Consider the following 22904-nt stretch of genomic DNA (forward strand, 5'->3'; position numbering starts at 1 on the left):
TATTTGCGCAGTTTTCACAATGGCAGTGATTGCCTCAGTTGCTGCGCCGCCGGCGAGTCCGTCGGGCTGACCATCGCATAGTTGTACCCGCCGCCGGACCAGTAATCGGCCTGCAGATCACCGTCGCTGCGGCTACCGCGTGGCAGGAAGGTGTTCTTCGGTCCCGGTGGCCGCACGTAGAAACTGACCTTGTGGCCGCTGCGATCCTCATACATGACCATCGCCGCCGGGCCTTCGTCGGTGCTGAGCAGGCGGCCGCTGACCGGTTCGAAGCCGGCGGATTTCAGATCCGGCAAGCGACTGGCCTGGGTGAAATAACGGTCGAGCCAACGCTGCATATCGCCGTCAGTGTCGACTTTGTAGTCCGCCGGCAAAATCCCTTGCTGGGCGATCAAACGATAGGCCTGCAAGGCATCGGTCATCGGCAGCATGGAGGAGCGCACGAGGGTCATCTCCCGCGCCTGCCAGCCACTGAAGCCGCCGATGCCGACCGCGATCAGCAACACCGCCGCGCTGGCCAGGTGGCGCCGCGACTGACGCTTGAGGCGCTGGCGAATCAGTGCCGGATCGAGCTCTGGATTGGCCGGTTGCTGCAAGGCACCGCCCAAGGCTGCGCGCAACAACTGGGCGTCGTGCTGCCAGGCGCGCACTTGCGCGGCGGCTTCCGGGTGAGTGGTCAGCCAGGTGTCGACCAGACGCCGGTCGGCTTCGCTGAGTTGGTGATCGACGTACGCGTGCAGGTCGCGCTCGCTGGGGGGCATGCTGATCATTTGAGTATCCGCAAGGAAGGGCTGCTGATTTCGCCGTCGCTGAGTTGGCGCAAGGCCTGGCGGGCGCGGGACAGGCGCGACATCACGGTGCCGGTGGGGACGTCGAGGATGTCCGCGACTTCCTTGTAGCTCAGGCCTTCGACCGAGACCATCAGCAACAGCGCGCGTTGTTCGGTGGGCAGGCGATCGAAGGCTTGCAGGGTCGATTGGGCAATCACGGTGCGCTCGGTCGAGGGTTCGGCGTCATCGCGCCCGGTGAAAAATTCGAGCATCCGCGCATAACGGCGCGAGCGCCGATGGGCGTCGAGAAATTGCCGATAGAGAATCGCGAACAGCCACGCGCGCACATCACCCTCGGCGCGTTTCGCACCCCAGCCGGACAAAGCCCGCTCGAGGCTGGCCTGCACCAGATCGTCGGCGCTGCTGCTGTTGCGGGTCAATGACACGGCAAAGCGGCGCAATCTGGGAATGATTTCTCTCAACTGTTCGTCGAATTCGCTCATGAATTTCTGCTAGTCACTACGCTGTGGACTAGGGAGACGTCTGCCGTTCGAGGTTATTCCACGTTCGGAAAAATAAATACCGGGCTATGGAATAAATCCTGATGGGGTGCGTCTTGCTGATTCTTCCTACTTGTGGCCGATGGCCCTGGAGTTATTCATGGTTGATCGCACTTCACCGCCGGGCAGGCCGTCGCGCCCGCCCTTGAGTGCCGCGAGCACAGTGTTGCGCCTGACGGCGATTGCCGTGGTGGTTGCCGCTGTCGCCGGGGCGTTTGCCTACGTGCACGGTAACCTTGACCCACAACGTCTGACGCCCAAGGCGCTGGTCGATGTGCTGGAGAAAAACAACGGCGTGCATCCCGGGTTCCGGCGCAACCACGCCAAGGGCGTGTGCGTGATCGGGCATTTCGAGAGCAGTGGCGAGGCGCGGGCGTTTTCTTCGGCGCAGGTGTTCAACGAGGCGCAAACCCCGGTGGTCGGGCGTTTCGCATTGCCGGCGGGGAATCCCTACGCCCCGGACAGCAGCGTGCCGATCCGCAGTCTGGCGCTGCGTTTCACCCAGGCCAACGGTCAGCAATGGCGCACCGGGATGAACAGCATGCCGGTGTTCCCGGTCGGCACTCCAGAGGCGTTCTATCAATTGCAGCAGGCGCAGTCGCCGGACCCGGCCACGGGTAAACCGGATCCGTCGAAAGTGCCGGCATTCTTTGCCGCGCACTCGGAAGCCGTGCCGTTTCTGACGTGGGTGAAGACCGCCAAACCGTCGGCCAGCTATGCCACTGAAACCTACAACAGCGTGAATGCGTTCTATCTGGTCAACGCCAGTGGGCAGAAGCAGGCGGTGCGCTGGAGTGTCACGCCACTGGCGCGCGATGCCGCCGGAGCCTCGGCGCCGGAGGGTGCGGATTTTCTCGAGAAGGATCTGGTGCAGCGCCTGGCCGAAGGGCCGTTGCGCTGGCAGTTGAACATCACCTTGGCTAACCCCGGTGATCCGGTGAACGACGCCAGCAAAACCTGGCCCGAGGGCCGCAAGGTGATCAACGCCGGCACGCTGGTGCTGCAGAAGACCCAGCCGCAGCTCAGCGGCGAATGCCGTGACATCAACTACGATCCGCTGGTGCTGCCGGCCGGTATCGAAGGTTCCGACGACCCGCTGCTCGCGGCGCGTTCCGCCGGTTACGCCGATTCTTATTTACGGCGTACCAGTGAAGTCAGCCAATTGCCCGCCGCCAAACAGGAGGCTCGCCCATGAGCACGCAACCGACTCATTTCGCTCTCTTGGCGCGCCTGCTGCACTGGCTAATGGCGGTAATGATCATCGCCATGTTGTTCATCGGCGCCGGCATGGTCACTTCGGTTTCACAGCGGCATGAATGGCTGATTCATCTGCACAAACCGTTGGGGATCGCGATTCTGCTGCTGGTGGTCGTGCGCCTGTTGGTGCGGTTTTCCACTCGACAGCCGCCGCTGCCGGCGGATCTGCCGGGCTGGCAGGTGATGGCGGCCAAGGCCTCGCATGTGTTGTTGTACGCGTTGATGCTGGTGCTGCCGCTGCTCGGTTGGGCGATGATCAGTGCGTCGGGGGAGCCGGTGATGCTCAGCAATACCTTGCACTTGCCGTCGATCCTGCCGGCCGATGCGCAAGTGTTTGCCCTGCTGCGCAAGGCGCATGGCTATCTGGCGTATCTGTTGTTCCTGACCGTGCTGTTGCACCTGGCGGCGGCGCTGTTCCATGGTTGGGTGCGCCGCGACGAGGTCCTTGACAGCATGTTGCGCGGTCGTGATCGCGACTAGCCCGCCTGGGTGGCGCACCGCTGGGGTGCGCCATTTTTCAAGTTCAGCCACCAGTAACCCAGCGCCATCGCATTGATAGCGGCACCGAGCAGACACACGCCGGTCCAGCCGCCCCAGGCGTACATCGCCGTCGACGTAATCGAACCCAATGCACTGCCGATCGAATAGAACAGCATGTAGCCGGCGGTGAGACGGCTTTGCGCTTCGGGGCGCACGCTGTAGATCATGCTCTGGCTGGTGACGTGCACGGCCTGCAAGCCCAGATCGAGGGTGATCACGCCGAGCAACAGCGCCCACAGCGAGGACTGGGTGAGGGCGATCGGCAGCCACGAGGCGAGCATCAGCAGCAGCGACAGACCGCTGACCCATTGGCCCAGACCGCGATCAGCCAGATGTCCGGCGCGCGCGGCGGCGAGTGCACCGGCGGCGCCGGCCAACCCGAACAGGCCGATTTCACTGTGCGACAGCGACAGTGGCGGGGCAGCCAGCGGCAGCACCATCGGCGTCCACAGCACCATGGCGCTGGCAAAGGTCAGCAGCGCGAGAATCGCCCGTTGCCGCAGCACCGGCTCTTGCCTGAACAGGCTGAACACCGATGCGATCAGCGCGCCGTAACCGCTCGCCGGCTGCGCGGCTTCATCCTTGGGCAATACGCGCAACAGCAGCAGCGCCATCAGCAGCGTCAGCCCCGCCGACAGCAGATAGATCGCCCGCCAACCGGCCAGATCAGCCATGACCCCGGCAATGGTGCGGGCGAGCAGAATGCCGACGACGATGCCGCTGGTGACCACGCCGACCACCCGGCCGCGTTGCGCCGGGATCGCCAGGGTCGCGGCGTAGGCCACCAGCACCTGCGTGACCACGGCGAGCAAACCGGTCAGGGTCATGCCGAGCAGCAACCACGCGCTATCGGGGGCCAGCGCGATCATCAGCAGGGCAGCAGCCGAGAGCAGGGTCTGGGTGACGATCAGCCGGCGGCGGTTGAGCAAATCGCCTAGCGGTACCAGCAACACCAGACCGAGGCCATATCCGATCTGCGTCAGGGTGATGACGATGCCGATGGTTGCCGGCGCCATGGCGAAGGCCTCGGCCATGGCGTCCAGCAGCGGCTGCGCGTAATACACGTTGCCCACCGCCAGTCCACAGGCGATGGCGAACAGCAGCACCACACTACTTTTGAGGGGTTGAGATTGCATGCCCTGATTCCTTTTTGGGTTTCAAATTAAAACCAGAATCAAGGTAGGCAGTTTGGTTTTAATTTGCAACCTTGTTGGTCGTGGCATTTCATTGCGCAAAAAAAGATCGCAGCCAACAGCTGCGATCTTTGGGTGGAGCGGAGGAGGGATCAGCGCAGAGTGTCGACCATGTCGGCGATGGTGGTCAGCACGTCCTTGCCCAACTGTTTCGAGCGCTTGCCCGACCAGCCCGTTTCTTTGTCCGGATGGTCGTCGTGATCCTTGAACGGCATTTCCAGGGTCAGCGACAGGCAGTCGTACTTCTGACCGACCGCGTTGCAGGCCAGGGTCATGTTGGCCTGGCCCGGTTCGTCGCGGGTGTAGCCATACTTGGTCTGGAAGTCTTTGGTGGTGTGCTTGAGGTGCGTGCGGAAATGCTCTTCGAGCTTCTCGATGCGCGGCGTGTAACCCGGGTTACCTTCACAACCGGCGGTGAACACGTGGGGGATTTCTTCGTCACCGTGTACGTCGAGGAACAGATCGACGCCGTACTTTTCCATCTGCTGCTGTACGAAAAGTACCTCCGGGCTGACTTCCTGACTGGCGCTCTGCCAGGCGCGGTTCAAATCCTGGCCCATGGCGTTGGTGCGCAGGTGACCGTGGAATGCGCCGTCCGGGTTCATGTTCGGCACCAGATACAGATCGGCGCTGGCCAGCAGCTTGTTCAGCACCGGGTCGTCGTGGCGTTCCAGGCGCTCGATCACGCCTTCCATGAACCATTCGGCCATGTGCTCGCCCGGGTGCTGTTGCGCGATGATCCAGATTCTGCGCTGGCCTTCGGCGCCGCTGCCCTTGCGCAGCAGTTGAATGTCACGACCTTCGACGCTTTTGCCGGTAGCCAGTAGCTCGGTGCCGGCCTTGCTCAGCGCCTGCTCGATCAGCCAGTCGTGACGACCGCGGCTGTAGGGTTCGAAGTAGGCGAACCAGGCGTGGGTCTGCTCGGCTTCGAGGCAGAAGCGCAGGCTGTCGCCTTCGAAGCTGGTAGGAATACGGAACCAGTTGACGTGGTCGTAGGACGCGACAGCCTGATAGCCAGTCCAGGCCTTGTTGTAAGAGGATTGACTGGCGTTGACCAGGCGAAACCAGTGTTCCTGATGGACATGCAGGCCGCTGGCCTTGAAGTGGAACCACTGGAAGTGAGCGCTCTGGGTATCCGGGCGAATGGCCAGAACCGGGTTGAGCGGATTGGAGATGTCGATGACTTGAATGTTGCCGCTGTCGAAGTTGGCGCTGATGTCGAACGAAGATTTGGCCACGGTCATAATCGGTTCCTGAATATGATTTTTATGGCGGCTACTTTACACGCAAGACAGGGGTGAAACCGAGGGAAATTGCGGGCTGCGTGGGGGGCGTCTTCCATGACGCGCAAGCAGCTTAGAGAGTGTGCGATTGATTCTCAAGTGCTAATTGTCATTAGTTTGGCCCAATCGGGCCGGGCTTTGCTTGCCAAGCGATATTCTTTTGATATTATCCGCGCCATCGAATTTGCAACACCAACGTCTTCATTAGCCTGAAGCCATAAGCCCGAAAAACGGGCAAAAAAAGACCCGGCAAAAAGCCGGGTCAAAAACCGTGATTAGCCTGATGAGGAGATAGTCCAGAAGACCGACCTAAGGTCTCTGGTCCATCGACTGATCTCGCGACCAGCTGCTTGCAATAATAATCATTATCATTTGCAAGTCAAATGTTTTTATCTGCGCGATTGGAAAATTCTTTCCTGTCCGTCCGCTTCCCGTGTCCGTCAGAGCTGTTCGCCATCGATTGAATGGTCGACCATCGCCCGCGCCATATCCACCATGTGCACCACCGAAAAGGCAAGGTCGCGGCTTGCACCCTGCAGGTTTTCGGCTGCCTTGAAGGCAGTGGCTGCTGCACAGCGCAACAGATCCGACGCATGTACCAGGGCTTCTTCGCCGCTGAGATGGCGTTTCACATTGAAAAAACGCTCCTCGACCTCGGGTTCTGAAACAGCTGGTTTCAAGTAATAATCCAGCGCCCGCTGCGCTGCCGCGTTGCCTTGAGGGGAGGTGAACGTGGTGTCCATTTGCAGATCGGGCAAGTCTTTGCTGCTGATATTCATGGTGAAGGGTCACTCCTTGTTCGATTGAAAGTCCGTGCTTCCAGCATAGTACGATGCGTAGTTGTGACCAGAATTTAAATACTACAATATGTGTTTTGCTGGCCGAAGGCGGGGCAAGTAAGGTGCCGCACATGGATAAATGGATTGAGTTGGTCAAGGCCAAAATGAGTGAACTCAAAATCACTCAAACAGAGCTCGGAGAGCGCGTCGGCATGTCCCAGGGCGGCATCGGCCATTGGCTGAACAAACGTCGCGAACCGGGCATCACCCAAATGAACCGCGTGTTGCAGGCGCTGGGCATGGACTTCCTCGAAGTCGTGCTGGTGATCCGTGAGCCGCAGGAATCCACGGATGACGAGATGCCACTGGCGCAGAAGTACAACCCGTACTTCCGCTACCCGGTCAGCGATTGGCGCACCTCGTGTGAAACCCGCGAAAGTGCAGCCACGAGCTATGCCCCGGCGCAGGACAAGCAGCGCTTCGAACTGACGGATTATCACGCCCGTGGTGCAGCGTTCTGGCTGACGGTGGCGGGGGACTCGATGACCGCACCCACCGGCCAGAGCATCGCCGAAGGCATGCTGATCCTGGTGGACCCGGAGGTGGAAGCAGTGCCCGGCAAACTGGTGATCGCCCAGTGGCAGAACAGCGAAGAAGCGATCTTCCGCAAACTGGACGAAGAGGGCGGCCAGCGTTACCTGGTACCGCTCAATCCGACCTGGCCCAAAGCCCTGTTCACCGAGGAGTGTCGAATCATCGGCGTGGTGGTTCAGGCTACGGCGCGTTTCTAGTCAGATCGATCCTCGCTCGGCGTAGGATCGATCTCCCATTTACACGGCTTTCAATTCAACCAGAGCGCTGCCTTCGCCGACCATTTCGCCTTCCTGGCAATACAGCGCTTTGATCACTCCCGCATGGGGCGCGCGAATGCTGTGCTCCATCTTCATCGCCTCCAGCACCACCAGTTGCGCACCGGCCTCGACCGATTGCCCGGCCTCCACCAACACCCGCACGATGCTGCCGTTCATGGGCGCAGTCAGACCGCCCTGATGGCTGTGGCTGGCGTCTACGGCGCTGATCGGATCGTAAGTCTGAATGCGCCGCAACTCGCCGTCCCATTGCAGGTACAGCGAATCGCCCTGACGAATGGCACGCAAGGTTCGGCGCACGCCATCGTGCTCGACGACCAATGCTTCATCCGTCAGTTTGGCGTTGTCGGCGGTGCTCAAGGTCAACGCCCGATCCTGACCTTCACAGCTCAAATGCAAGGTAATTTCCGCCGGCAACCCTGCGCGCAACCCGCTGTTCAACGCCCACGGCGAACCAAGGTCATCCGCCCGAACAGCGCCCGGCAAACTCTGCGCGAATGCCTGCGCTGCGGTCTGCCAGAACTTATCGCTCAACTCACCCGGAGCGGGCAGCAGCGTTTCCTGATAACGCGGAATAAACCCGGTATCCAGCTCTGCCGCGGCAAACGCCGGATGCGCGATGATTCGCCGCAGAAAGTTGATGTTGGTCTTCAAACCGCCAATCGCGAACTCATCGAGCATGCTCAACAGCCGCAGGCGCGCCTGCTCTCGATCTTCGCCCCAGGCAATCAGCTTGCCGAGCATCGGGTCGTAGAACGGCGAAATTTCATCGCCTTCTTCTACGCCGCTATCGACCCGACGCCCAGGTCCTTCAGCCGATTCACGGTACAAATCCAGGCGACCGGTAGCCGGCAGGAAATCATTCGACGGATCTTCGGCATACAGGCGCACCTCAATCGCATGGCCATTGAGCGGGACCTGATCCTGGGTGATTGGCAACGCTTCACCGCGCGCTACACGAATCTGCCACGCCACCAGATCGAGGCCGGTGATCGCTTCGGTGACCGGGTGTTCGACCTGCAGGCGCGTGTTCATCTCCATGAAGAAAAACTCGCCGCGCGCATCGAGCAGAAACTCCACGGTGCCGGCACCGACGTAACCGATTGCCTGTGCCGAACGCACGGCCGCTTCGCCCATGGCGCGGCGCAGTTCCGGGGTCAGGCCCGGGGCCGGGGCTTCTTCGACGACCTTCTGGTGCCGGCGCTGGATCGAGCAATCGCGCTCGTTGAGGTATAGGCAGTTGCCGTGCTGGTCGGCGAACACCTGGATTTCCACGTGACGCGGTTTGAGCAGGTATTTCTCCACCAGCATCCGCGAATCGCCGAACGACGACTGCGCTTCACGCTGCGCCGAGGCCAGCGCTTCGGCCAGTTGGCTGACGTCCTCGACGACTTTCATGCCTTTGCCGCCGCCTCCGGCAGTGGCCTTGAGCAGCACCGGATAACCAATGCGTGCGCAGGCATCGCGGAAGGTTTCGAGATCTTGCACCTCGCCGTGATAGCCCGGCACCAGTGGCACACCGGCGGTTTCCATCAAGGCCTTGGCCGCAGATTTGCTGCCCATCGCGTCAATGGCCGAGGCAGGCGGGCCGAGGAATATCAGCCCGGCCTGTTCAATGGCGCGAGCGAAGCTGGCGTTCTCCGACAGAAAGCCGTAACCCGGGTGAATCGCCTGCGCGCCGCTGGCCTTGGCCGCTGCGATCAGCTTGTCGATTTGCAGATAACTGTCAGCGGCTTTGCTGCCACCGAGATCAACGCGGATATCCGCTTCGCGGCTGTGGCGCGCTTCACGGTCGGTGGCACTGTGCACGGCGACGGTGGTCAGGCCCAACGCCTTGGCGGTACGCATCACCCGGCAAGCGATTTCGCCACGGTTAGCCACCAGCAGGGTGGTGAGAACAGGTGCGCTCATCAACGCGGCTCCTTGGTGGTGGATGCGGCTTGCCAGCTTGGCGGACGTTTTTGCAGAAAGGCGCGCAAGCCCTCTTGGCCTTCAGGGCTGACGCGGATGCGCGCGATGGCGTTTTCGGTATAGCGGCGCAGAGCTGGGGTCAGTGCGCCGTTGCCGACTTCGCGCAGCAGATCCTTGCTGGCGCGCATCGCGGCGGGACTGTTGAGCAGCAGATTGTCGATCCATTGCTCGACGGCTTGATCAAGCTCGGCGGCCGGGTAGCTCTCGGACAACAAACCGATTTCCCGCGCACGCTGCCCGCCGAAGCGCTCGGCGGTCAGCGCATACCGACGCGCCGCACGTTCGCCGATGGCCTGCACCACGAACGGACTGATCACCGCCGGCGCCAGGCCGATGCGCACTTCCGACAGACAGAATTGCGCGTCATCGGCGCCGATCGCCATGTCGCAGCAACTGATCAGGCCTAGCGCGCCGCCGAACGCCGCGCCTTGCACCACTGCCACGGTCGGGATTTTCAGCTTGGCGAGGTTATACATCAGCTCCGCCAATTCGCGGGCGTCGTCCAGATTGGTGTGGTAATCGAGTTCGGCTGACTGCTGCATCCACGCCAGATCGGCGCCGGCGCTGAAGTGTCTGCCACGCCCGCGCACCAACAGGAAACGCAGGCTGGCGTCGCTGGCAACCTTGTCCAATGCCAGAATCAGCTCGCGGATCATCTCGGCGTTGAACGCGTTGTTCTTTTCCGCACGGTTGAGCCACAGGGTGGCGAAACCCCGTGGGTCGTTGTGCAGTTCGAGGGTGTTGAAGTCGCTCATATTTATCCGTCTCCACGGTTCTTGTGGGAGCTGCCTGTGCGCCTGGATTACGATTGCTGCGCAATCGAACGGGAGCAAGCTCCCTCGCCACACAAGCCCGCTCCCACAAAAAAGCATCACATCCGGAACACGCCGAAGCGGCTCGGTTCGATAGGCGCGTTCAACGACGCGGACAAGGCCAGGGCCAGCACATCGCGGGTCTGCGCCGGGTCGATGACGCCGTCGTCCCACAGTCGTGCGCTGGAGTAGTAGGGGTGACCCTGCTCTTCGTACTGGTCGAGGATCGGTTGCTTGATCTCGGCTTCCTGCGCGGCGCTGAAGGCCTGGCCGCTGCGTTCGGCCTGCTCGCGCTTGACCTGCACCAGCACGTCCGCAGCCTGTTCGGCGCCCATCACGCCGATGCGCGCATTCGGCCACATCCACAGGAAGCGCGGATCGTAAGCGCGCCCGCACATGCCGTAGTTACCGGCGCCGAAACTGCCGCCGATGATCACGGTGAATTTCGGCACTTTGGCGCAGGCCACCGCCGTCACCAGTTTCGCGCCGTGCTTGGCGATGCCTCCGGCCTCGTACTTCTGGCCGACCATGAACCCGGTGATGTTCTGCAGGAACAGCAGCGGAATGCCGCGCTGGCAGGCCAGTTCGATGAAGTGCGCGCCTTTTTGCGCGGCTTCGGCGAAGAGGATGCCGTTGTTGGCGAGGATCGCGATCGGGTAGCCGTGCAGGTGCGCAAAACCGCAGACCAGCGTGGTGCCGAACAATGCCTTGAATTCATCGAACACCGAACCGTCGACCAGCCGCGCAATCACTTCGCGCACGTCGAATGGCTGTTTGGCGTCGGCCGAAACCACGCCATACAACTCGTCGCTGGCGTACAGCGGCGCAATCGGCGTGCGCTGCTGCACTTCGCCGAGTTTGCGCCAGTTGAGGTTGGCAACGCTGCGGCGGGCGAGGGCGAGGGCGTGTTCGTCGCTCTCGGCGTAATGGTCGGCCACGCCGGAAATCTTGCAGTGCACATCGGCACCGCCAAGCTCTTCGGCGCTGACCACTTCTCCGGTCGCGGCTTTCACCAGTGGGGGGCCGGCGAGGAAAATCGTTGCCTGATTGCGCACCATGATCGCTTCGTCGGCCATCGCCGGCACGTAGGCGCCGCCCGCGGTGCACGAGCCCATGACCACGGCGATCTGCGGAATGCCCATCGCGCTCATATTGGCCTGGTTGAAGAAGATCCGGCCAAAGTGCTCGCGATCCGGGAACACTTCGTCCTGACGCGGCAGGTTGGCGCCGCCCGAGTCCACCAGATAGATGCACGGCAGGCGGTTTTGCTGGGCGATGGTCTGCGCGCGCAGGTGTTTTTTCACGGTCAGCGGGTAGTACGAGCCACCTTTCACCGTCGCGTCGTTGGCGACGATCATGCACTCGACGCCTTCGACACGGCCGATCCCGGCAATCACCCCGGCGGCCGGTACGTCTTCGCCATACACGGCGTGTGCGGCGAGCTGGCTGATCTCGAGAAACGGCGAGCCCGGATCGAGCAGACGGTTGATGCGTTCGCGCGGGAGCAACTTGCCCCGCGAGGTGTGACGTTCCTGGGCTTTCGCGCCGCCGCCCTGCGCCACTTGGGCGAGCAGGGTGTGCAGCGCGTCGACCTGTTCAAGCATCGCCGCGCTGTTGGCGGCGAACTCCGCTGAACGGGGATTGAGCTGGGTATGCAGGATAGCCATGTGCAGCTCCGTTTTAGCGGGTTTCGTTGAACAGTTCGCGGCCGATCAGCATGCGCCGGATCTCACTGGTACCCGCGCCGATTTCGTAGAGCTTGGCGTCACGCAGCAAGCGGCCCGCAGGGAATTCGTTGATGTAGCCGTTACCGCCAAGAATCTGGATGGCGTCGAGGGCCATTTGCGTGGCGCGTTCGGCGGTGTAGAGGATCACCCCGGCGGCGTCCTTGCGCGTGGTTTCGCCACGCTCGCAGGCCTGGGCCACTGCGTACAGGTAGGCGCGGCTGGCGTTGAGTTGGGTGTACATGTCGGCGACTTTGCCCTGAATCAGCTGGAATTCGCCGATGCTCTGGCCGAACTGCTTGCGGTCGTGGATGTACGGCACGATCAGGTCCATGCACGACTGCATGATCCCGGTCGGGCCGCCGGACAGTACGACGCGTTCGTAATCGAGGCCGCTCATCAGTACTTTCACGCCGCCGTTGAGCACGCCGAGGATGTTTTCTTCCGGCACTTCGACGTCATCGAAAAACAGTTCACAGGTGTTGGAGCCGCGCATGCCGAGCTTGTCGAACTTGTTGCTGCGGCTGAAGCCTTTCCAGTCGCGCTCGACGATGAACGCAGTGATGCCGTGCGGGCCTTTTTCCAGGTCGGTCTTGGCGTAGATCACGTAGGTGTTGGCGTCAGGGCCGTTGGTGATCCAGGTCTTGCTGCCGTTGAGCACGAAGCGGTCGCCGCGCTTGTCGGCGCGCAGTTTCATCGAAACCACGTCGGAACCGGCGTTCGGTTCGCTCATGGCGAGTGCGCCGACGTGTTCGCCGCTGATCAGCTTCGGCAGGTATTGGCTTTTCTGTTGGTGATTACCGTTGCGGTTGATCTGGTTGACGCAGAGGTTGGAGTGCGCGCCGTAGGACAGCGCCACCGAAGCCGAACCGCGGCTGATTTCCTCCATCGCCACCACATGTGCCAGGTAACCCAGGCCCGCACCGCCGTACTCTTCCGGCACGGTGATACCCAGCAGGCCCATGTCACCGAATTTGCGCCACATGTCGGCCGGGAACAGGTTGTCGTGGTCGATCTGCGCGGCGCGTGGCGCGATCTGATCGGCGACGAAGGACTGAACCTGATCGCGCAGCATGTCGATGGTTTCACCGAGGGCGAAGTTCAGGGATGGGTAGCTCATGGGTCACCTTTTGGCTTTTTTGTAGGGTGGGGAGGGCGTTCAATGGCTCTCACCTTTACGTTAACGTAAGCCTGTGACGAATGGCTGTCAATCACCCTTTACGTTAACGTCAACATAGGCGAGAGTAGGGCCAGTTCAGGATTGAAGCGGAGTGCTTTTGGTGGGAGCGGGCTTGCTCGCGAATGCAGTGTGTCAGCCTATACATCTGGCGACTGATCCTCCCCATTCGCGAGCAAGCCCGCTCCCACCCGAAGCAAAATCCCGGTAAACCCACTAATAAAGACAATAGGGGTCGTCATGGATCAACCCAGTGCAAACCCGCAGCGCAGCTACACCCGAGGCTCCCAGGACAAAGCCTTGCTGGCGATGACCATCGGGCAGAAGTTCGACCAGACTGTCGCGCAACACCCGGATGGCGAGGCGCTGGTCGTACGGCATCAGCAGTTGCGCTACACCTGGCAGCAACTGGCCGATAGCGTCGATCTGCACGCCAGAGCCTTGCTGGCGCTGGGTTTGCAGGCCGGCGATCGGCTTGGCATCTGGGCGCCGAACTGTGCGCAGTGGTGCATCACGCAAATCGCCACGGCGAAGCTCGGCGTGATCCTCGTCAACATCAACCCGGCCTATCGCAGCTCCGAACTGGAATATGTGCTCAAACAGTCCGGTTGCCAGTGGCTGGTTTGCGCCGGCGCGTTCAAGTCCTCCAACTACCACGCCATGCTGCAAGGAGTGGTGCCGGAACTCGCCGAGCAATCCATCGGCCAGTTGCGCAGCGAACGTCTACCGGATTTGCGCGGGGTGATCAGCCTCGACGCACAGCCACCGTCGGGCTTCCTGCCGTGGTCGCAACTGGCCGATCTGGCGAGCAGTGTTTCGCCCGAACAACTGCGTGAGCGCAGCGACAGCCTGCACTTCGATCAACCGGTGAACATCCAGTACACCTCCGGCACCACCGGTTTTCCCAAAGGCGCGACCCTCAGTCACTACAACATCCTCAACAACGGTTACATGGTCGGTGAAAGCATCGGCCTGACCCCGAGCGACCGTCTGATAATCCCGGTGCCGCTGTATCACTGCTTCGGCATGGTCATGGGCAATCTCGGCTGCATCACCCACGCCAGCACCATGATTTATCCCAACGACGCGTTCGACCCGTTACTGACTCTGCAAACCGTCGCCGAAGAACAAGCCACCGGCCTCTATGGCGTGCCAACCATGTTCATCGCCATGCTCGATCAGCCGCAGCGGGCCGAGTTCGACCTGTCGACCCTGCGCACCGGGATCATGGCCGGCGCCACTTGCCCGATCGAGGTAATGCGCCGGGTCATCAGCGAGATGCACATGAGCGAAGTGCAGATTGCCTACGGCATGACCGAGACCAGCCCGGTGTCGCTGCAGACCGGACCCAGCGATGAGCTGGAACTGCGCGTGACCACCGTCGGCCGCACTCAGCCGCAACTGGAAAGCAAAATCATCGACGAGGCCGGCAACCTGGTGCCGCGCGGTACCATCGGTGAGCTGTGCACCCGCGGTTACAGCGTGATGCTCGGTTACTGGAGCAACCCGCAGGCCACCGCTGAAGCCATCGATGAGGCCGGCTGGATGCACACTGGCGATCTGGCGAGCATGAACGATGAGGGTTACGTGAACATCGCCGGGCGCAACAAGGACATGATCATCCGTGGTGGCGAGAACGTTTATCCGCGTGAGCTCGAAGAGTTTTTCTTCACCCACCCGGCGGTGGCGGACGTACAGGTGATCGGCATTCCGTGCTCGCGTTACGGCGAGGAGATTGTCGCCTGGATCAAATTCCACCCCGGCCACAATGCCACCGAACAAGAGCTGCAAGCGTGGTGCAAGGAGCGCATCGCGCACTTCAAGACGCCGCGTTACTTCAAGTTTGTGGAGGAGTTTCCGATGACGGTGACGGGCAAGATCCAGAAATTCAGGATGCGCGAGATTAGTATCGAGGAGCTCCGCGAAAAGCAGGCCTGACAACAATCAAATGTGGGAGCGGGCTTGCTCGCGAATGCGGTGTATCAGATACAAATTTGTCGCCTGACACTCAGCATTCGCGAGCAAGCCCGCTCCCACAGGGAATCTGTGATGTTTTTCGGAATCACAGAAAGCACAAAGGGGAGCCGAAGCTCCCCTTTAATTTTGTCGTCGCGTGCTCTTTTTTTATTATTGAGGGGCGGTCTGTTGTTGTTTTTGGCAACCGTGGCCCTTTACCGCTGTTTTTGGCGACCCCCATCCGGGGTCAAGAGCAAACGTATTTTTTTGAGCGCTGATCTGCTTTCTCGTTAAACGATCCAACCGATTCGGGAGCTACCTGAAGGTAGTTTTATTGTTCTCTGCCCGGTTGCGGGTCACTCCTGAGAGCACCCTGAAAAGCACACCTTCTCCAAAAAAATCTGTTAGCTGCGTCTCTGCCGTGTTGTTTTTGTTATGTCAGAGTCGGTACGTCTTATTTTTATTGGTTTGCTGCTTTTTATTCTTGTTATGCCATAGAAATAGCAGAAGCCGTGCCAACTTTTTAAAAGCCTTGAAAATCAAGGGTTTGAGATTTTTGAAGGATTTTTCTTTCAGGCAAAGCCAGACAATTTGTTTCCGTGTTACTCGACTACGCCCACGTTTCCGACACAGCGGTAACACCTTCACCCTCACTGGGCGTTACGGGCCTTGGCCACACGCGAACCGCTCGGGCGACCGAGCACCGCGCTGATCTGCTGACCCGCCGCAATCAGGGCGTCGAGGTCGATGCCGGTGTCGATACCCAGACCATTGAGCAGGTACACCACGTCTTCGGTGGCGACGTTACCGCTCGCGCCTTTGGCGTACGGGCAGCCGCCGAGGCCGGCGATAGAGCTGTCGAACACCGCGATGCCTTCCAGCAGGCTGGCATAGATGTTGGCCATCGCCTGGCCGTAGGTATCGTGGAAGTGCCCGGCGAGTTTTTCCCGTGGCACTTGCGCTGACACCACTTCGAACAGCCGCCGGGTCGCGCCGGCGGTGCCGGTGCCGATGGTGTCGCCGAGAGATACTTCGTAGCAGCCCATCGCATACAACTCGCGGGCGACCATCGCCACTTGTTCCGGTGCGACCTCGCCTTCATAAGGGCAACCGAGCACGCAGGACACGTAACCGCGCACGGTAACGCCATGCTGTTTCGCCGCTTCCATGATCGGTGCGAAGCGCGCCAGGCTTTCGCTGATCGAGCAATTGATGTTGCGCTGCGAGAACGCCTCGGACGCGGCGGCGAACACCGCGACTTCTTTCACGCCTGCTGCCAGCGCGTCTTCAAAGCCGCGCAGGTTCGGCGCCAGTGCGCCGTAGGTCACACCGGGCTTGCGCTGGATCTGCGCGAACACCTCGGCGGACCCGGCCATCTGCGGCACCCATTTCGGTGAGACAAAACTGCCGACTTCGATGTAACCAAGGCCGGCGGCGCTCAGGGCGTCGACCAGTTGCACCTTGTCAGCCACGCTGATCGGTTGGGCTTCGTTCTGCAGGCCATCGCGCGGGCCGACTTCGATCAGGCGTACTTGAGAGGGGAGGGACATGGGATTGACCTGCTCTTCTGAATTCGAGGAGAACCCCTGTAGGAGTGAGCCTGCTCGCGATAGCGGTGAGTCAGACCATATTTGCTCGACTGACACACCGCTATCGCGAGCAGGCTCACTCCTACAAGGTATTTGTGTTGTTTACTAGCTCGCCTGCTGGCTCTTCAGCGTCTGCTCCAACGCCTGCACACAGCGTTCTTCAGCGGTATCGAGTTCCAGCTTCATCTGTTCGATGTCGAGCAGCTGCTGCTCGAGCTGTTCGCGGCGCTCGCTGATTTTCGCCAGCATGCTGTTGAGCTGTTTGGTGTTACCGCTGGACGGGTCATAGAGCTCGATCAACTCACGGCATTCGGCCAGCGAGAAACCGATGCGCTTGCCGCGCAGGATCAGCTTCAGGCTGACCTTGTCGCGTGGCGAGTAAATGCGTTCCTGGCCACGGCGCTCAGGGCTGAGCAGGCCTTGTTCTTCATAAAAGCGGATCGCCCGGGTGGTGATGTCCAGCTCGCGGGCGAGGTCGGAAATGCTGTAGGTCTGGCTGCTCATGAACGCGCTCGGAAAAGGTCTTGGCGCTAAGCTAATGGCGAGTTGACGTTTACGTCAAGCAGGATGATCTGCGGTGTTCTTGTGGGCCTCATCGCGAGCAGGCTCACTCCTACAATTGAAACGCGGTCGTATGTAGGAGTGAGCCTGCTCGCGATGCCAGCGACTCGGTAAAAAGACTTACACCTTATCGAGCTTCTTCTCCTGCGCCGCCACCTGCTGGCACAACTCGATGATCTGCTCGCGCATCCAGCGATTGGCCGGGTCCTGGTCGGTGCTTTCATGCCAATACAGATGAGTCTCCAGCGGCGGTACGTCGTTGACCGGCAGGTTGAACGCATGCAAGTCATTACGCCGGGCAAAGCGCTCGGGTACCGTCATCACCATGTCGGTCTGCTGCATGACCTGCGACGCCATCAGATAATGCTGCGAGCGCAGGGCGATCTTGCGCTGAATGCCCATTTTGCCCAGCGCCAGATCCACATAGCCCAGCCCGCTGCGGCGGCTGGAGATATGGATGTGGGTCAGCGACAGATAGTCATCCAGCGACAGTTTCTCCTTGCCCGCCAGCGGATGGCCCTTGCGCATCGCACAGACGTAACGGTCCTCCATCAGCTTGACGTGACGCACCTGCGGGTCAGTGTTGAGCGGTGCATCGACGGCGAAATCCAGACGTCCGGCGGCCAGTTCCTTGGTGGTCTCGCGGCGTTTGGACAGGAAGCTCTCGATGATCACCGTCGGCGCCAGACGCCGCAAACGCTGGAACAGCGGCGGCAGAATCACCGCCTCAGTGAGGTCGGTCATGCTGATGCGGTAAGTCTTCACCGCCTGCGCCGGGTTGAAAATCCGGCTCTCCTGCACTGACACCCGCAGCAACGACAGCGCGTTGCGCACCGGGCCGATGATGTTCTGCGCCATCGGCGTCGGCACCATGCCCTGCGCGGTGCGCACGAACAGCGGATCGTTGAAGGTCTCGCGCAACCGCGCCAGCGCGTTGGACACCGCCGGCTGGGTAATCCCGACAATCTGCCCGGCGCGAGTCAGGTTGGCTTCGGTGTAAATCGCGTCGAAGACGATGAAAAGGTTGAGGTCGACCTTACTCAGATTCATAACGCGGCTTCTCTTGTTCTGTGGGCTGACGATCAGCGGATCATATATCGGTGATGAATGTTTATACACGCCGAGAATAGGCTAGGTAAATTATCCGCGCTGTTCTAGCATCGATTGCATGATCTGAACAACCTCTGCCTAAAGAAGGTAATTGCTCATGGATTTCGCTTATTCGCCCAAGGTACAAGAACTACGTGAGCGCGTGACCGCGTTCATGGACGCTTACGTTTACCCGGCCGAAGCCGTGTTCGAACGCCAGGTTGCCGAGGGCGATCGCTGGCAGCCGACCGCGATCATGGAAGAGCTCAAAGCCAAGGCCAAGGCCGAAGGTCTGTGGAATCTGTTCCTGCCGGAATCGGAACTCGGCGCCGGCCTGACCAACCTTGAATACGCACCGCTGGCGGAAATCATGGGCCGTTCGTTGTTGGGGCCGGAGCCGTTCAACTGCTCGGCGCCGGACACCGGCAACATGGAAGTGCTGGTGCGCTACGCCAACGAAGAGCAGAAACAGCGCTGGCTCGAACCGCTGCTGCGCGGCGAGATCCGCTCGGCGTTCGCCATGACCGAGCCGGACGTGGCCTCGTCCGACGCGACCAACATGGCTGCCCGCGCCGTGCGTGATGGCGACGAGTGGGTGATCAACGGCAAGAAGTGGTGGACTTCCGGCGCCTGCGATCCGCGCTGCAAGATCCTGATCTTCATGGGCCTGAGCAACCCCGACGCACCGCGTCATGCGCAGCACTCGATGATCCTCGTGCCGGTTGACACCCCCGGGGTGAAAATCGTCCGCCCGCTGCCGGTGTTCGGCTACGACGATGCACCGCACGGCCACGCCGAAGTGTTGTTCGACAACGTGCGCGTGCCGTACGAAAACGTCCTGCTCGGTGAGGACCGCGGCTTCGAGATCGCTCAGGGTCGCCTCGGCCCAGGACGGATTCACCACTGCATGCGCTCGATCGGCATGGCTGAACGCGCACTGGAATTGATGTGCAAACGCTCGGTGAGCCGCACCGCGTTCGGCAAACCGCTGGCGCGTCTGGGCGGTAACGTCGACAAGATCGCCGACTCGCGGATGGAAATCGACATGGCGCGCCTGCTGACCCTGAAAGCGGCGTACATGATGGACACTGTCGGCAACAAAGTGGCCAAGAGCGAGATCGCGCAAATCAAGGTCGTCGCACCGAACGTGGCGCTGCGGGTGATCGACCGGGCGATCCAGATTCACGGCGGGGCCGGGGTCTCGAATGATTTCCCGCTGGCCTACATGTACGCCATGCAGCGCACCCTGCGCCTGGCCGACGGCCCGGACGAAGTGCACCGCGCGGCGATCGGCAAGTTCGAAATCGGCAAGTATGTGCCGAAGGAAATGTTGCGTAGCGGTCATTAAGACCGCGTCGCCGGCTTCGCGAGCAAGCCCGCTCCCACATTCGACCGCATTCCAGCTGGAAGCATGCGATCAAAAGTGGGAGCGGGCTTGCTCGCGAAGGGGCCCATGCATCCAGCACATCAACATCAGGTTCAGTAAACCCAAACCTCAACCCGCCGATTCTTGATCCTGCCTTCATCCGCACTGTTCGCCGCCACCGGCATCAGCGCGCCAAACCCGCGCACCTCGCGCATCACCACGCCGTTCTTCACCAGCTCGCGACGCACGGCCATCGCCCGCAGCTTAGACAGCAGGTCAGCGCGTGCCGGATCGTCTTTCTCGTCGCCAAACCCCACCAGCGTCACCGCGCGCTCGGTCTTGTCGTGGCGCTGTATATAGTCGAGCACCCGCGCCAGATCCTGCCGCGCCTTGTTGTCGAGGCTGGCGCTGCCTTCTTCAAATCGGAAATTCACCGTCAGACGCTGGGCATGCCGGCTGAGGGATTGATAACCCTCGGGCATCAGCGCATTCGGCGTGACGGTCATCGCGTGCACGGTCTGGCTGATGAAGCCGTTGGCCGCGACAATCTTCTGGCCCTGTGAGCTTTGCGCAAACGCCACCAATGCCGATGCCCACGGATTCTGGTTGTGGGGCGGCAGATAAAAGAACAGGCGCCGCGACAGCGGATAGTCCTCAGTGGCAATCAGGCTGTTGAGCGGCAACATCGATTGCGATGCGCCGTCGGCAATCGCTACCGCTTTGGCCTGACGCACATACGGCAGACCGATGAAGCCGATACCCTGCGGATCACTGCTCACCGCGTCGGACAATTGCTCGCTGGATTCGAAGCGTTTCGCACTGGAACTCAGATTTTTCCCACGCCGACCCAGCACCAGTTCCTTGAACGTGTCGTAAGTGCCGGACTGATCATCCCGCGCATATAAATGAATCGCGCCGCCGCGACCGCCGAGGTCTTCCCAGGTTTTCGCCTCACCGCTGAAGATCCGCGCCAGTTGCTCGGTGTCCAGTTGCTGCAGTGGGTTGCCGGGGTGAAGGATGATCGCCAGGCCGTCGATGGCAATCACCTGCTCGGCGGCGGCGCTTTTCAGGTCGCCGAGCGCTTGCAGGCTGAGCAGTTCGCTGTCCTTGATCGGGCGGGAAGAAGCGGCGAGGTCGGCACTGGCGTTTTTCAGCGCGGTGAACCCGGTGCTGGAACCGTGGGCGGCGACTTCAATCACCACCCGTTTGCCTTGGTTGGTCTGGCCGACGATGTGTTGTTCGTTGGCGGTATCGGGGTTTTCGCGGTGAATTTTCAGCAGACCCTGATCCTGCAGAAAACCTTCGACCAGCGCCGGGCCGAGATCGGCGCCAATGGTGTTGGAACCCTGAATGCGCAATGCCGGGCCGTTTTCGGGGATGGGCAGGGTGGCGGCAGACACCGACAGCCATGCACTCGACAGAAAAGCGAACAGAACACGCAGGGTCATGCCGGCACCGAATCAAGCCAAGGGGATTGCCGGGGAGATTAAGTCAGGCGCATGACCAAAACATGACAGTGATCCAATGTAGGAGTGAGCCTGCTCGCGATGGCGGAGTATCAGCCAATAAACACATCGACTGATCCACCGTCATCGCGAGCAGGCTCACTCCTACAAGGTTCTCTTAAAGCTTGAGATCAGGCCAGCTCAAGCCAGATCGGCGCATGATCCGACGGTTTTTCCATGCCGCGCAGTTCATAGTCCACGCCCGCATCTTTGACCCGCGGCAGCAAGCCATGGGAGGCGAGGATCACGTCGATGCGCAGGCCACGTTTCGGTTCGTCTTCAAAACCACGGCTGCGGTAGTCGAACCAGCTGAACATGTCGGTCACGTCCGGGTTCAGGTGACGATAGCTGTCGGTCAGGCCCCAGCTTTTCAGGCGGGCCATCCACTCGCGTTCTTCCGGCAGGAAGCTGCACTTGCCGGTTTTCAGCCAGCGCTTCATGTTGTCCGGACCGATGCCGATGTCGCAGTCTTCCGGGGAAATGTTCACATCGCCCATCACCACCAGCGGCTGTTCGTTGTGGAACTGGCTTTCCAGCAGGGTTTGCAGGTCGCTGTAAAAGCGTTGCTTGGCCGGGAATTTGGTCGGGTGATCGCGGCTTTCGCCCTGCGGGAAGTAGCCGTTCATGATGGTCACCGGCACGCCATTGGCGTCGGCGAAAGTGCCCCAGATAAAGCGACGCTGCGCGTCTTCTTCATCGCTGGCGAAGCCTTTGTGAATGGCGATTGGTTCTTTGCGCGACAGTAGCGCGACGCCGTAATGGCCTTTCTGGCCGTGGAAATAAACGTGATAACCCAGCGCACGCACTTCTTCCAGCGGGAACTGGTCGTCGTGAACCTTGGTTTCCTGCAGGCCGATCACGTCCGGCTGATGCTTTTCGATCAGCGCTGCCAGCTGATGCGGACGGGCGCGCAGTCCGTTGATGTTGAAGGAAACAATCTTCATGGTCGGCAGTCCTGGCAAAAGGGCGATGCTAGCTGACATGTGGGATGGGGGCCAGTGTGGGGTGGGAGAAATCATTTTCATCTGTGGGATGTGGGTTGGCCGAGCTGACGCCATCGCGAGCAGGCTCGCTCCTACAATTGGAATGCGTACCCCCTGTAGGAGTGAGCCTGCTCGCGATGGCGGCCGCCCAGTCGATGAAGATCCCGAGTTGGTCTATACCTGTGGGGAACTGCGCCACCGGCAAAAGGTTCGTACCATCAAGAGCGCAGTCATTTGAGCCGCGCCCCGGGGAGAATCACCGTCATGCCTGAAACCCAGACCGCCATCGCCGACATCCACATGCTCGACCGCGGTTACTCGCGCGAAGCCCGATCGCTGCTGTATCAGGCCTATCGCCACGAGCCGACCTTCGGTTACCTGTTCGAGGCCGAGCGGCCCGGGTACGAGCAGCGCGTGCGGGCCACGGTGCGCGAACTGGTCAAACAGCATTTTCTGCAGGATCAGCCGGCCATCGGCCTATTGATCAATGACCGCCTGATCGGCATCGCCCTGATCGCGCCGCCGCAGCGTCGCCTGGGCATCACCGAGAGTTGGGCGTGGCGCCTGCGCATGGTGCTCAGCACAGGTTTCCGCTGCACCCGGCGTTATCTGGAGTACCACGATGCGGTGGCCGCCTGCGTGCCCACCGACTCGGTGCACATGCTGCCGCTGCTGGGCATTCATCCGCAGTTTCAGGGCAAACACTTCGGCGAGCAGTTGCTGACCGCCGTGCACAACTGGTGCGCGGTGGACGAAACCTCGCAAGGTGTGGTGCTCGACACCGGCAACCCGCGTTACCTGGAATTCTATAAACGCCAGGGCTACGAAGAGATCGGCGAAGTGGCCGTCGGCCCGGTGCGCGAGCACGTGTTTTTTCACGCCAATCCGCAGGTGTTACAAACTGCAACTGCTTAGCCATA

The 22904-nt window shown here is 61.0% G+C and carries 21 protein-coding genes; 7 read left to right on the forward strand and 14 right to left on the reverse strand.

The window, feature by feature from the left end; genetic code table 11:
- Positions 1 to 14: 14 nt before the first annotated feature.
- Positions 15 to 770 carry an anti-sigma factor family protein gene (locus tag AC1RBR_RS10315; protein ID WP_492564188.1) on the reverse strand — a complete coding sequence of 252 codons (756 nt, stop codon included), beginning with the start codon at positions 768 to 770 and terminating at the stop codon, positions 15 to 17.
- Positions 767 to 1273, reverse strand: coding sequence for an RNA polymerase sigma factor (locus AC1RBR_RS10320; protein WP_492564190.1), 507 nt, complete (start codon positions 1271 to 1273; stop codon positions 767 to 769). The genes AC1RBR_RS10315 and AC1RBR_RS10320 overlap by 4 nt, the downstream gene beginning before the upstream one ends.
- A gap of 157 nt (positions 1274 to 1430) precedes the next feature.
- Here AC1RBR_RS10320 and AC1RBR_RS10325 point away from each other — a divergent pair, with 157 nt between their 5' ends.
- Positions 1431 to 2525: a catalase family peroxidase gene (locus AC1RBR_RS10325; RefSeq protein ID WP_492564192.1), complete on the forward strand. Its 1095-nt coding sequence runs from the start codon at positions 1431 to 1433 to the stop codon at positions 2523 to 2525.
- Positions 2522 to 3067, forward strand: coding sequence for a cytochrome b (locus tag AC1RBR_RS10330; protein WP_492564194.1), 546 nt, complete (start codon positions 2522 to 2524; stop codon positions 3065 to 3067). Before AC1RBR_RS10325 ends, AC1RBR_RS10330 begins: the two co-directional genes overlap by 4 nt.
- On the opposite strand, the gene AC1RBR_RS10335 is transcribed toward AC1RBR_RS10330, so the two are convergent.
- The gene (locus tag AC1RBR_RS10335; RefSeq protein ID WP_492564196.1) at positions 3064 to 4263 is read right to left on the reverse strand and encodes an MFS transporter; all 1200 of its coding nucleotides are present in this window, start codon (positions 4261 to 4263) and stop codon (positions 3064 to 3066) included. The genes AC1RBR_RS10330 and AC1RBR_RS10335 overlap by 4 nt on opposite strands.
- A gap of 149 nt (positions 4264 to 4412) precedes the next feature.
- A complete protein-coding gene (locus AC1RBR_RS10340; RefSeq protein ID WP_492564198.1) occupies positions 4413 to 5564 on the reverse strand; it encodes a M14 family metallopeptidase in 1152 nt (383 codons plus the stop codon).
- A gap of 96 nt (positions 5565 to 5660) precedes the next feature.
- Between AC1RBR_RS10340 and AC1RBR_RS10345 the strand changes: the two genes are divergently transcribed.
- Positions 5661 to 5816: a hypothetical protein gene (locus AC1RBR_RS10345; RefSeq protein ID WP_443532315.1), complete on the forward strand. Its 156-nt coding sequence runs from the start codon at positions 5661 to 5663 to the stop codon at positions 5814 to 5816.
- Between the two features lie 227 nt (positions 5817 to 6043).
- On the opposite strand, the gene AC1RBR_RS10350 is transcribed toward AC1RBR_RS10345, so the two are convergent.
- Positions 6044 to 6382, reverse strand: a complete 339-nt coding sequence (locus AC1RBR_RS10350; RefSeq protein ID WP_027614617.1) for a DUF6124 family protein — start codon at positions 6380 to 6382, stop codon at positions 6044 to 6046.
- 131 nt (positions 6383 to 6513) lie between these two features.
- Here AC1RBR_RS10350 and AC1RBR_RS10355 point away from each other — a divergent pair, with 131 nt between their 5' ends.
- A complete protein-coding gene (locus AC1RBR_RS10355) occupies positions 6514 to 7173 on the forward strand; it encodes a LexA family protein (protein ID WP_115985596.1) in 660 nt (219 codons plus the stop codon).
- Positions 7174 to 7212: 39 nt separating this feature from the next.
- Here the strand turns inward: AC1RBR_RS10355 and AC1RBR_RS10360 are convergent, their stop codons facing one another.
- From AC1RBR_RS10360 to AC1RBR_RS10375, 4 genes are all read right to left on the reverse strand, one after another.
- Positions 7213 to 9162 carry an acetyl/propionyl/methylcrotonyl-CoA carboxylase subunit alpha gene (locus tag AC1RBR_RS10360; protein WP_492564201.1) on the reverse strand — a complete coding sequence of 650 codons (1950 nt, stop codon included), beginning with the start codon at positions 9160 to 9162 and terminating at the stop codon, positions 7213 to 7215.
- On the reverse strand, positions 9162 to 9977 hold the full coding sequence (locus tag AC1RBR_RS10365) for a gamma-carboxygeranoyl-CoA hydratase (protein ID WP_103369280.1): 816 nt from the start codon (positions 9975 to 9977) through the stop codon (positions 9162 to 9164). Before AC1RBR_RS10365 ends, AC1RBR_RS10360 begins: the two co-directional genes overlap by 1 nt.
- A 116-nt stretch (positions 9978 to 10093) precedes the next feature.
- Entirely contained in the window at positions 10094 to 11701 is a 1608-nt protein-coding gene (locus AC1RBR_RS10370) for a carboxyl transferase domain-containing protein (protein WP_492564203.1), read from the reverse strand.
- A 13-nt stretch (positions 11702 to 11714) separates the two neighbouring features.
- Positions 11715 to 12878, reverse strand: coding sequence for an isovaleryl-CoA dehydrogenase (locus AC1RBR_RS10375; RefSeq protein ID WP_492564205.1), 1164 nt, complete (start codon positions 12876 to 12878; stop codon positions 11715 to 11717).
- A 297-nt stretch (positions 12879 to 13175) separates the two neighbouring features.
- Between AC1RBR_RS10375 and AC1RBR_RS10380 the strand changes: the two genes are divergently transcribed.
- On the forward strand, positions 13176 to 14873 hold the full coding sequence (locus tag AC1RBR_RS10380; protein ID WP_492564207.1) for an AMP-binding protein: 1698 nt from the start codon (positions 13176 to 13178) through the stop codon (positions 14871 to 14873).
- Positions 14874 to 15541: 668 nt separating this feature from the next.
- Here AC1RBR_RS10380 and AC1RBR_RS10385 read toward each other — a convergent pair.
- The 3 genes from AC1RBR_RS10385 to AC1RBR_RS10395 form a co-directional block, all read right to left on the reverse strand.
- Entirely contained in the window at positions 15542 to 16441 is a 900-nt protein-coding gene (locus AC1RBR_RS10385; RefSeq protein WP_492564208.1) for a hydroxymethylglutaryl-CoA lyase, read from the reverse strand.
- Positions 16442 to 16585: 144 nt separating this feature from the next.
- On the reverse strand, positions 16586 to 16984 hold the full coding sequence (locus AC1RBR_RS10390; RefSeq protein WP_166496729.1) for a MerR family transcriptional regulator: 399 nt from the start codon (positions 16982 to 16984) through the stop codon (positions 16586 to 16588).
- A 177-nt stretch (positions 16985 to 17161) separates the two neighbouring features.
- Entirely contained in the window at positions 17162 to 18091 is a 930-nt protein-coding gene (locus tag AC1RBR_RS10395) for a LysR family transcriptional regulator (protein WP_027614626.1), read from the reverse strand.
- 157 nt (positions 18092 to 18248) lie between these two features.
- Between AC1RBR_RS10395 and AC1RBR_RS10400 the strand changes: the two genes are divergently transcribed.
- Entirely contained in the window at positions 18249 to 19478 is a 1230-nt protein-coding gene (locus tag AC1RBR_RS10400) for an acyl-CoA dehydrogenase (protein ID WP_492564211.1), read from the forward strand.
- Positions 19479 to 19609: 131 nt separating this feature from the next.
- Here AC1RBR_RS10400 and AC1RBR_RS10405 read toward each other — a convergent pair whose 3' ends face one another.
- Positions 19610 to 20944 carry a substrate-binding domain-containing protein gene (locus AC1RBR_RS10405; protein ID WP_492564212.1) on the reverse strand — a complete coding sequence of 445 codons (1335 nt, stop codon included), beginning with the start codon at positions 20942 to 20944 and terminating at the stop codon, positions 19610 to 19612.
- A gap of 188 nt (positions 20945 to 21132) precedes the next feature.
- Complete coding sequence (gene xthA, locus AC1RBR_RS10410) at positions 21133 to 21945, reverse strand: exodeoxyribonuclease III (RefSeq protein WP_492564214.1); 813 nt, start codon at positions 21943 to 21945, stop codon at positions 21133 to 21135.
- Between the two features lie 303 nt (positions 21946 to 22248).
- Between xthA and AC1RBR_RS10415 the strand changes: the two genes are divergently transcribed.
- Positions 22249 to 22899 carry a GNAT family N-acetyltransferase gene (locus tag AC1RBR_RS10415; RefSeq protein ID WP_492564216.1) on the forward strand — a complete coding sequence of 217 codons (651 nt, stop codon included), beginning with the start codon at positions 22249 to 22251 and terminating at the stop codon, positions 22897 to 22899.
- Positions 22900 to 22904: the final 5 nt, after the last annotated feature.

This window comes from Pseudomonas sp. GW823-FHT01D03, assembly GCF_058798255.1.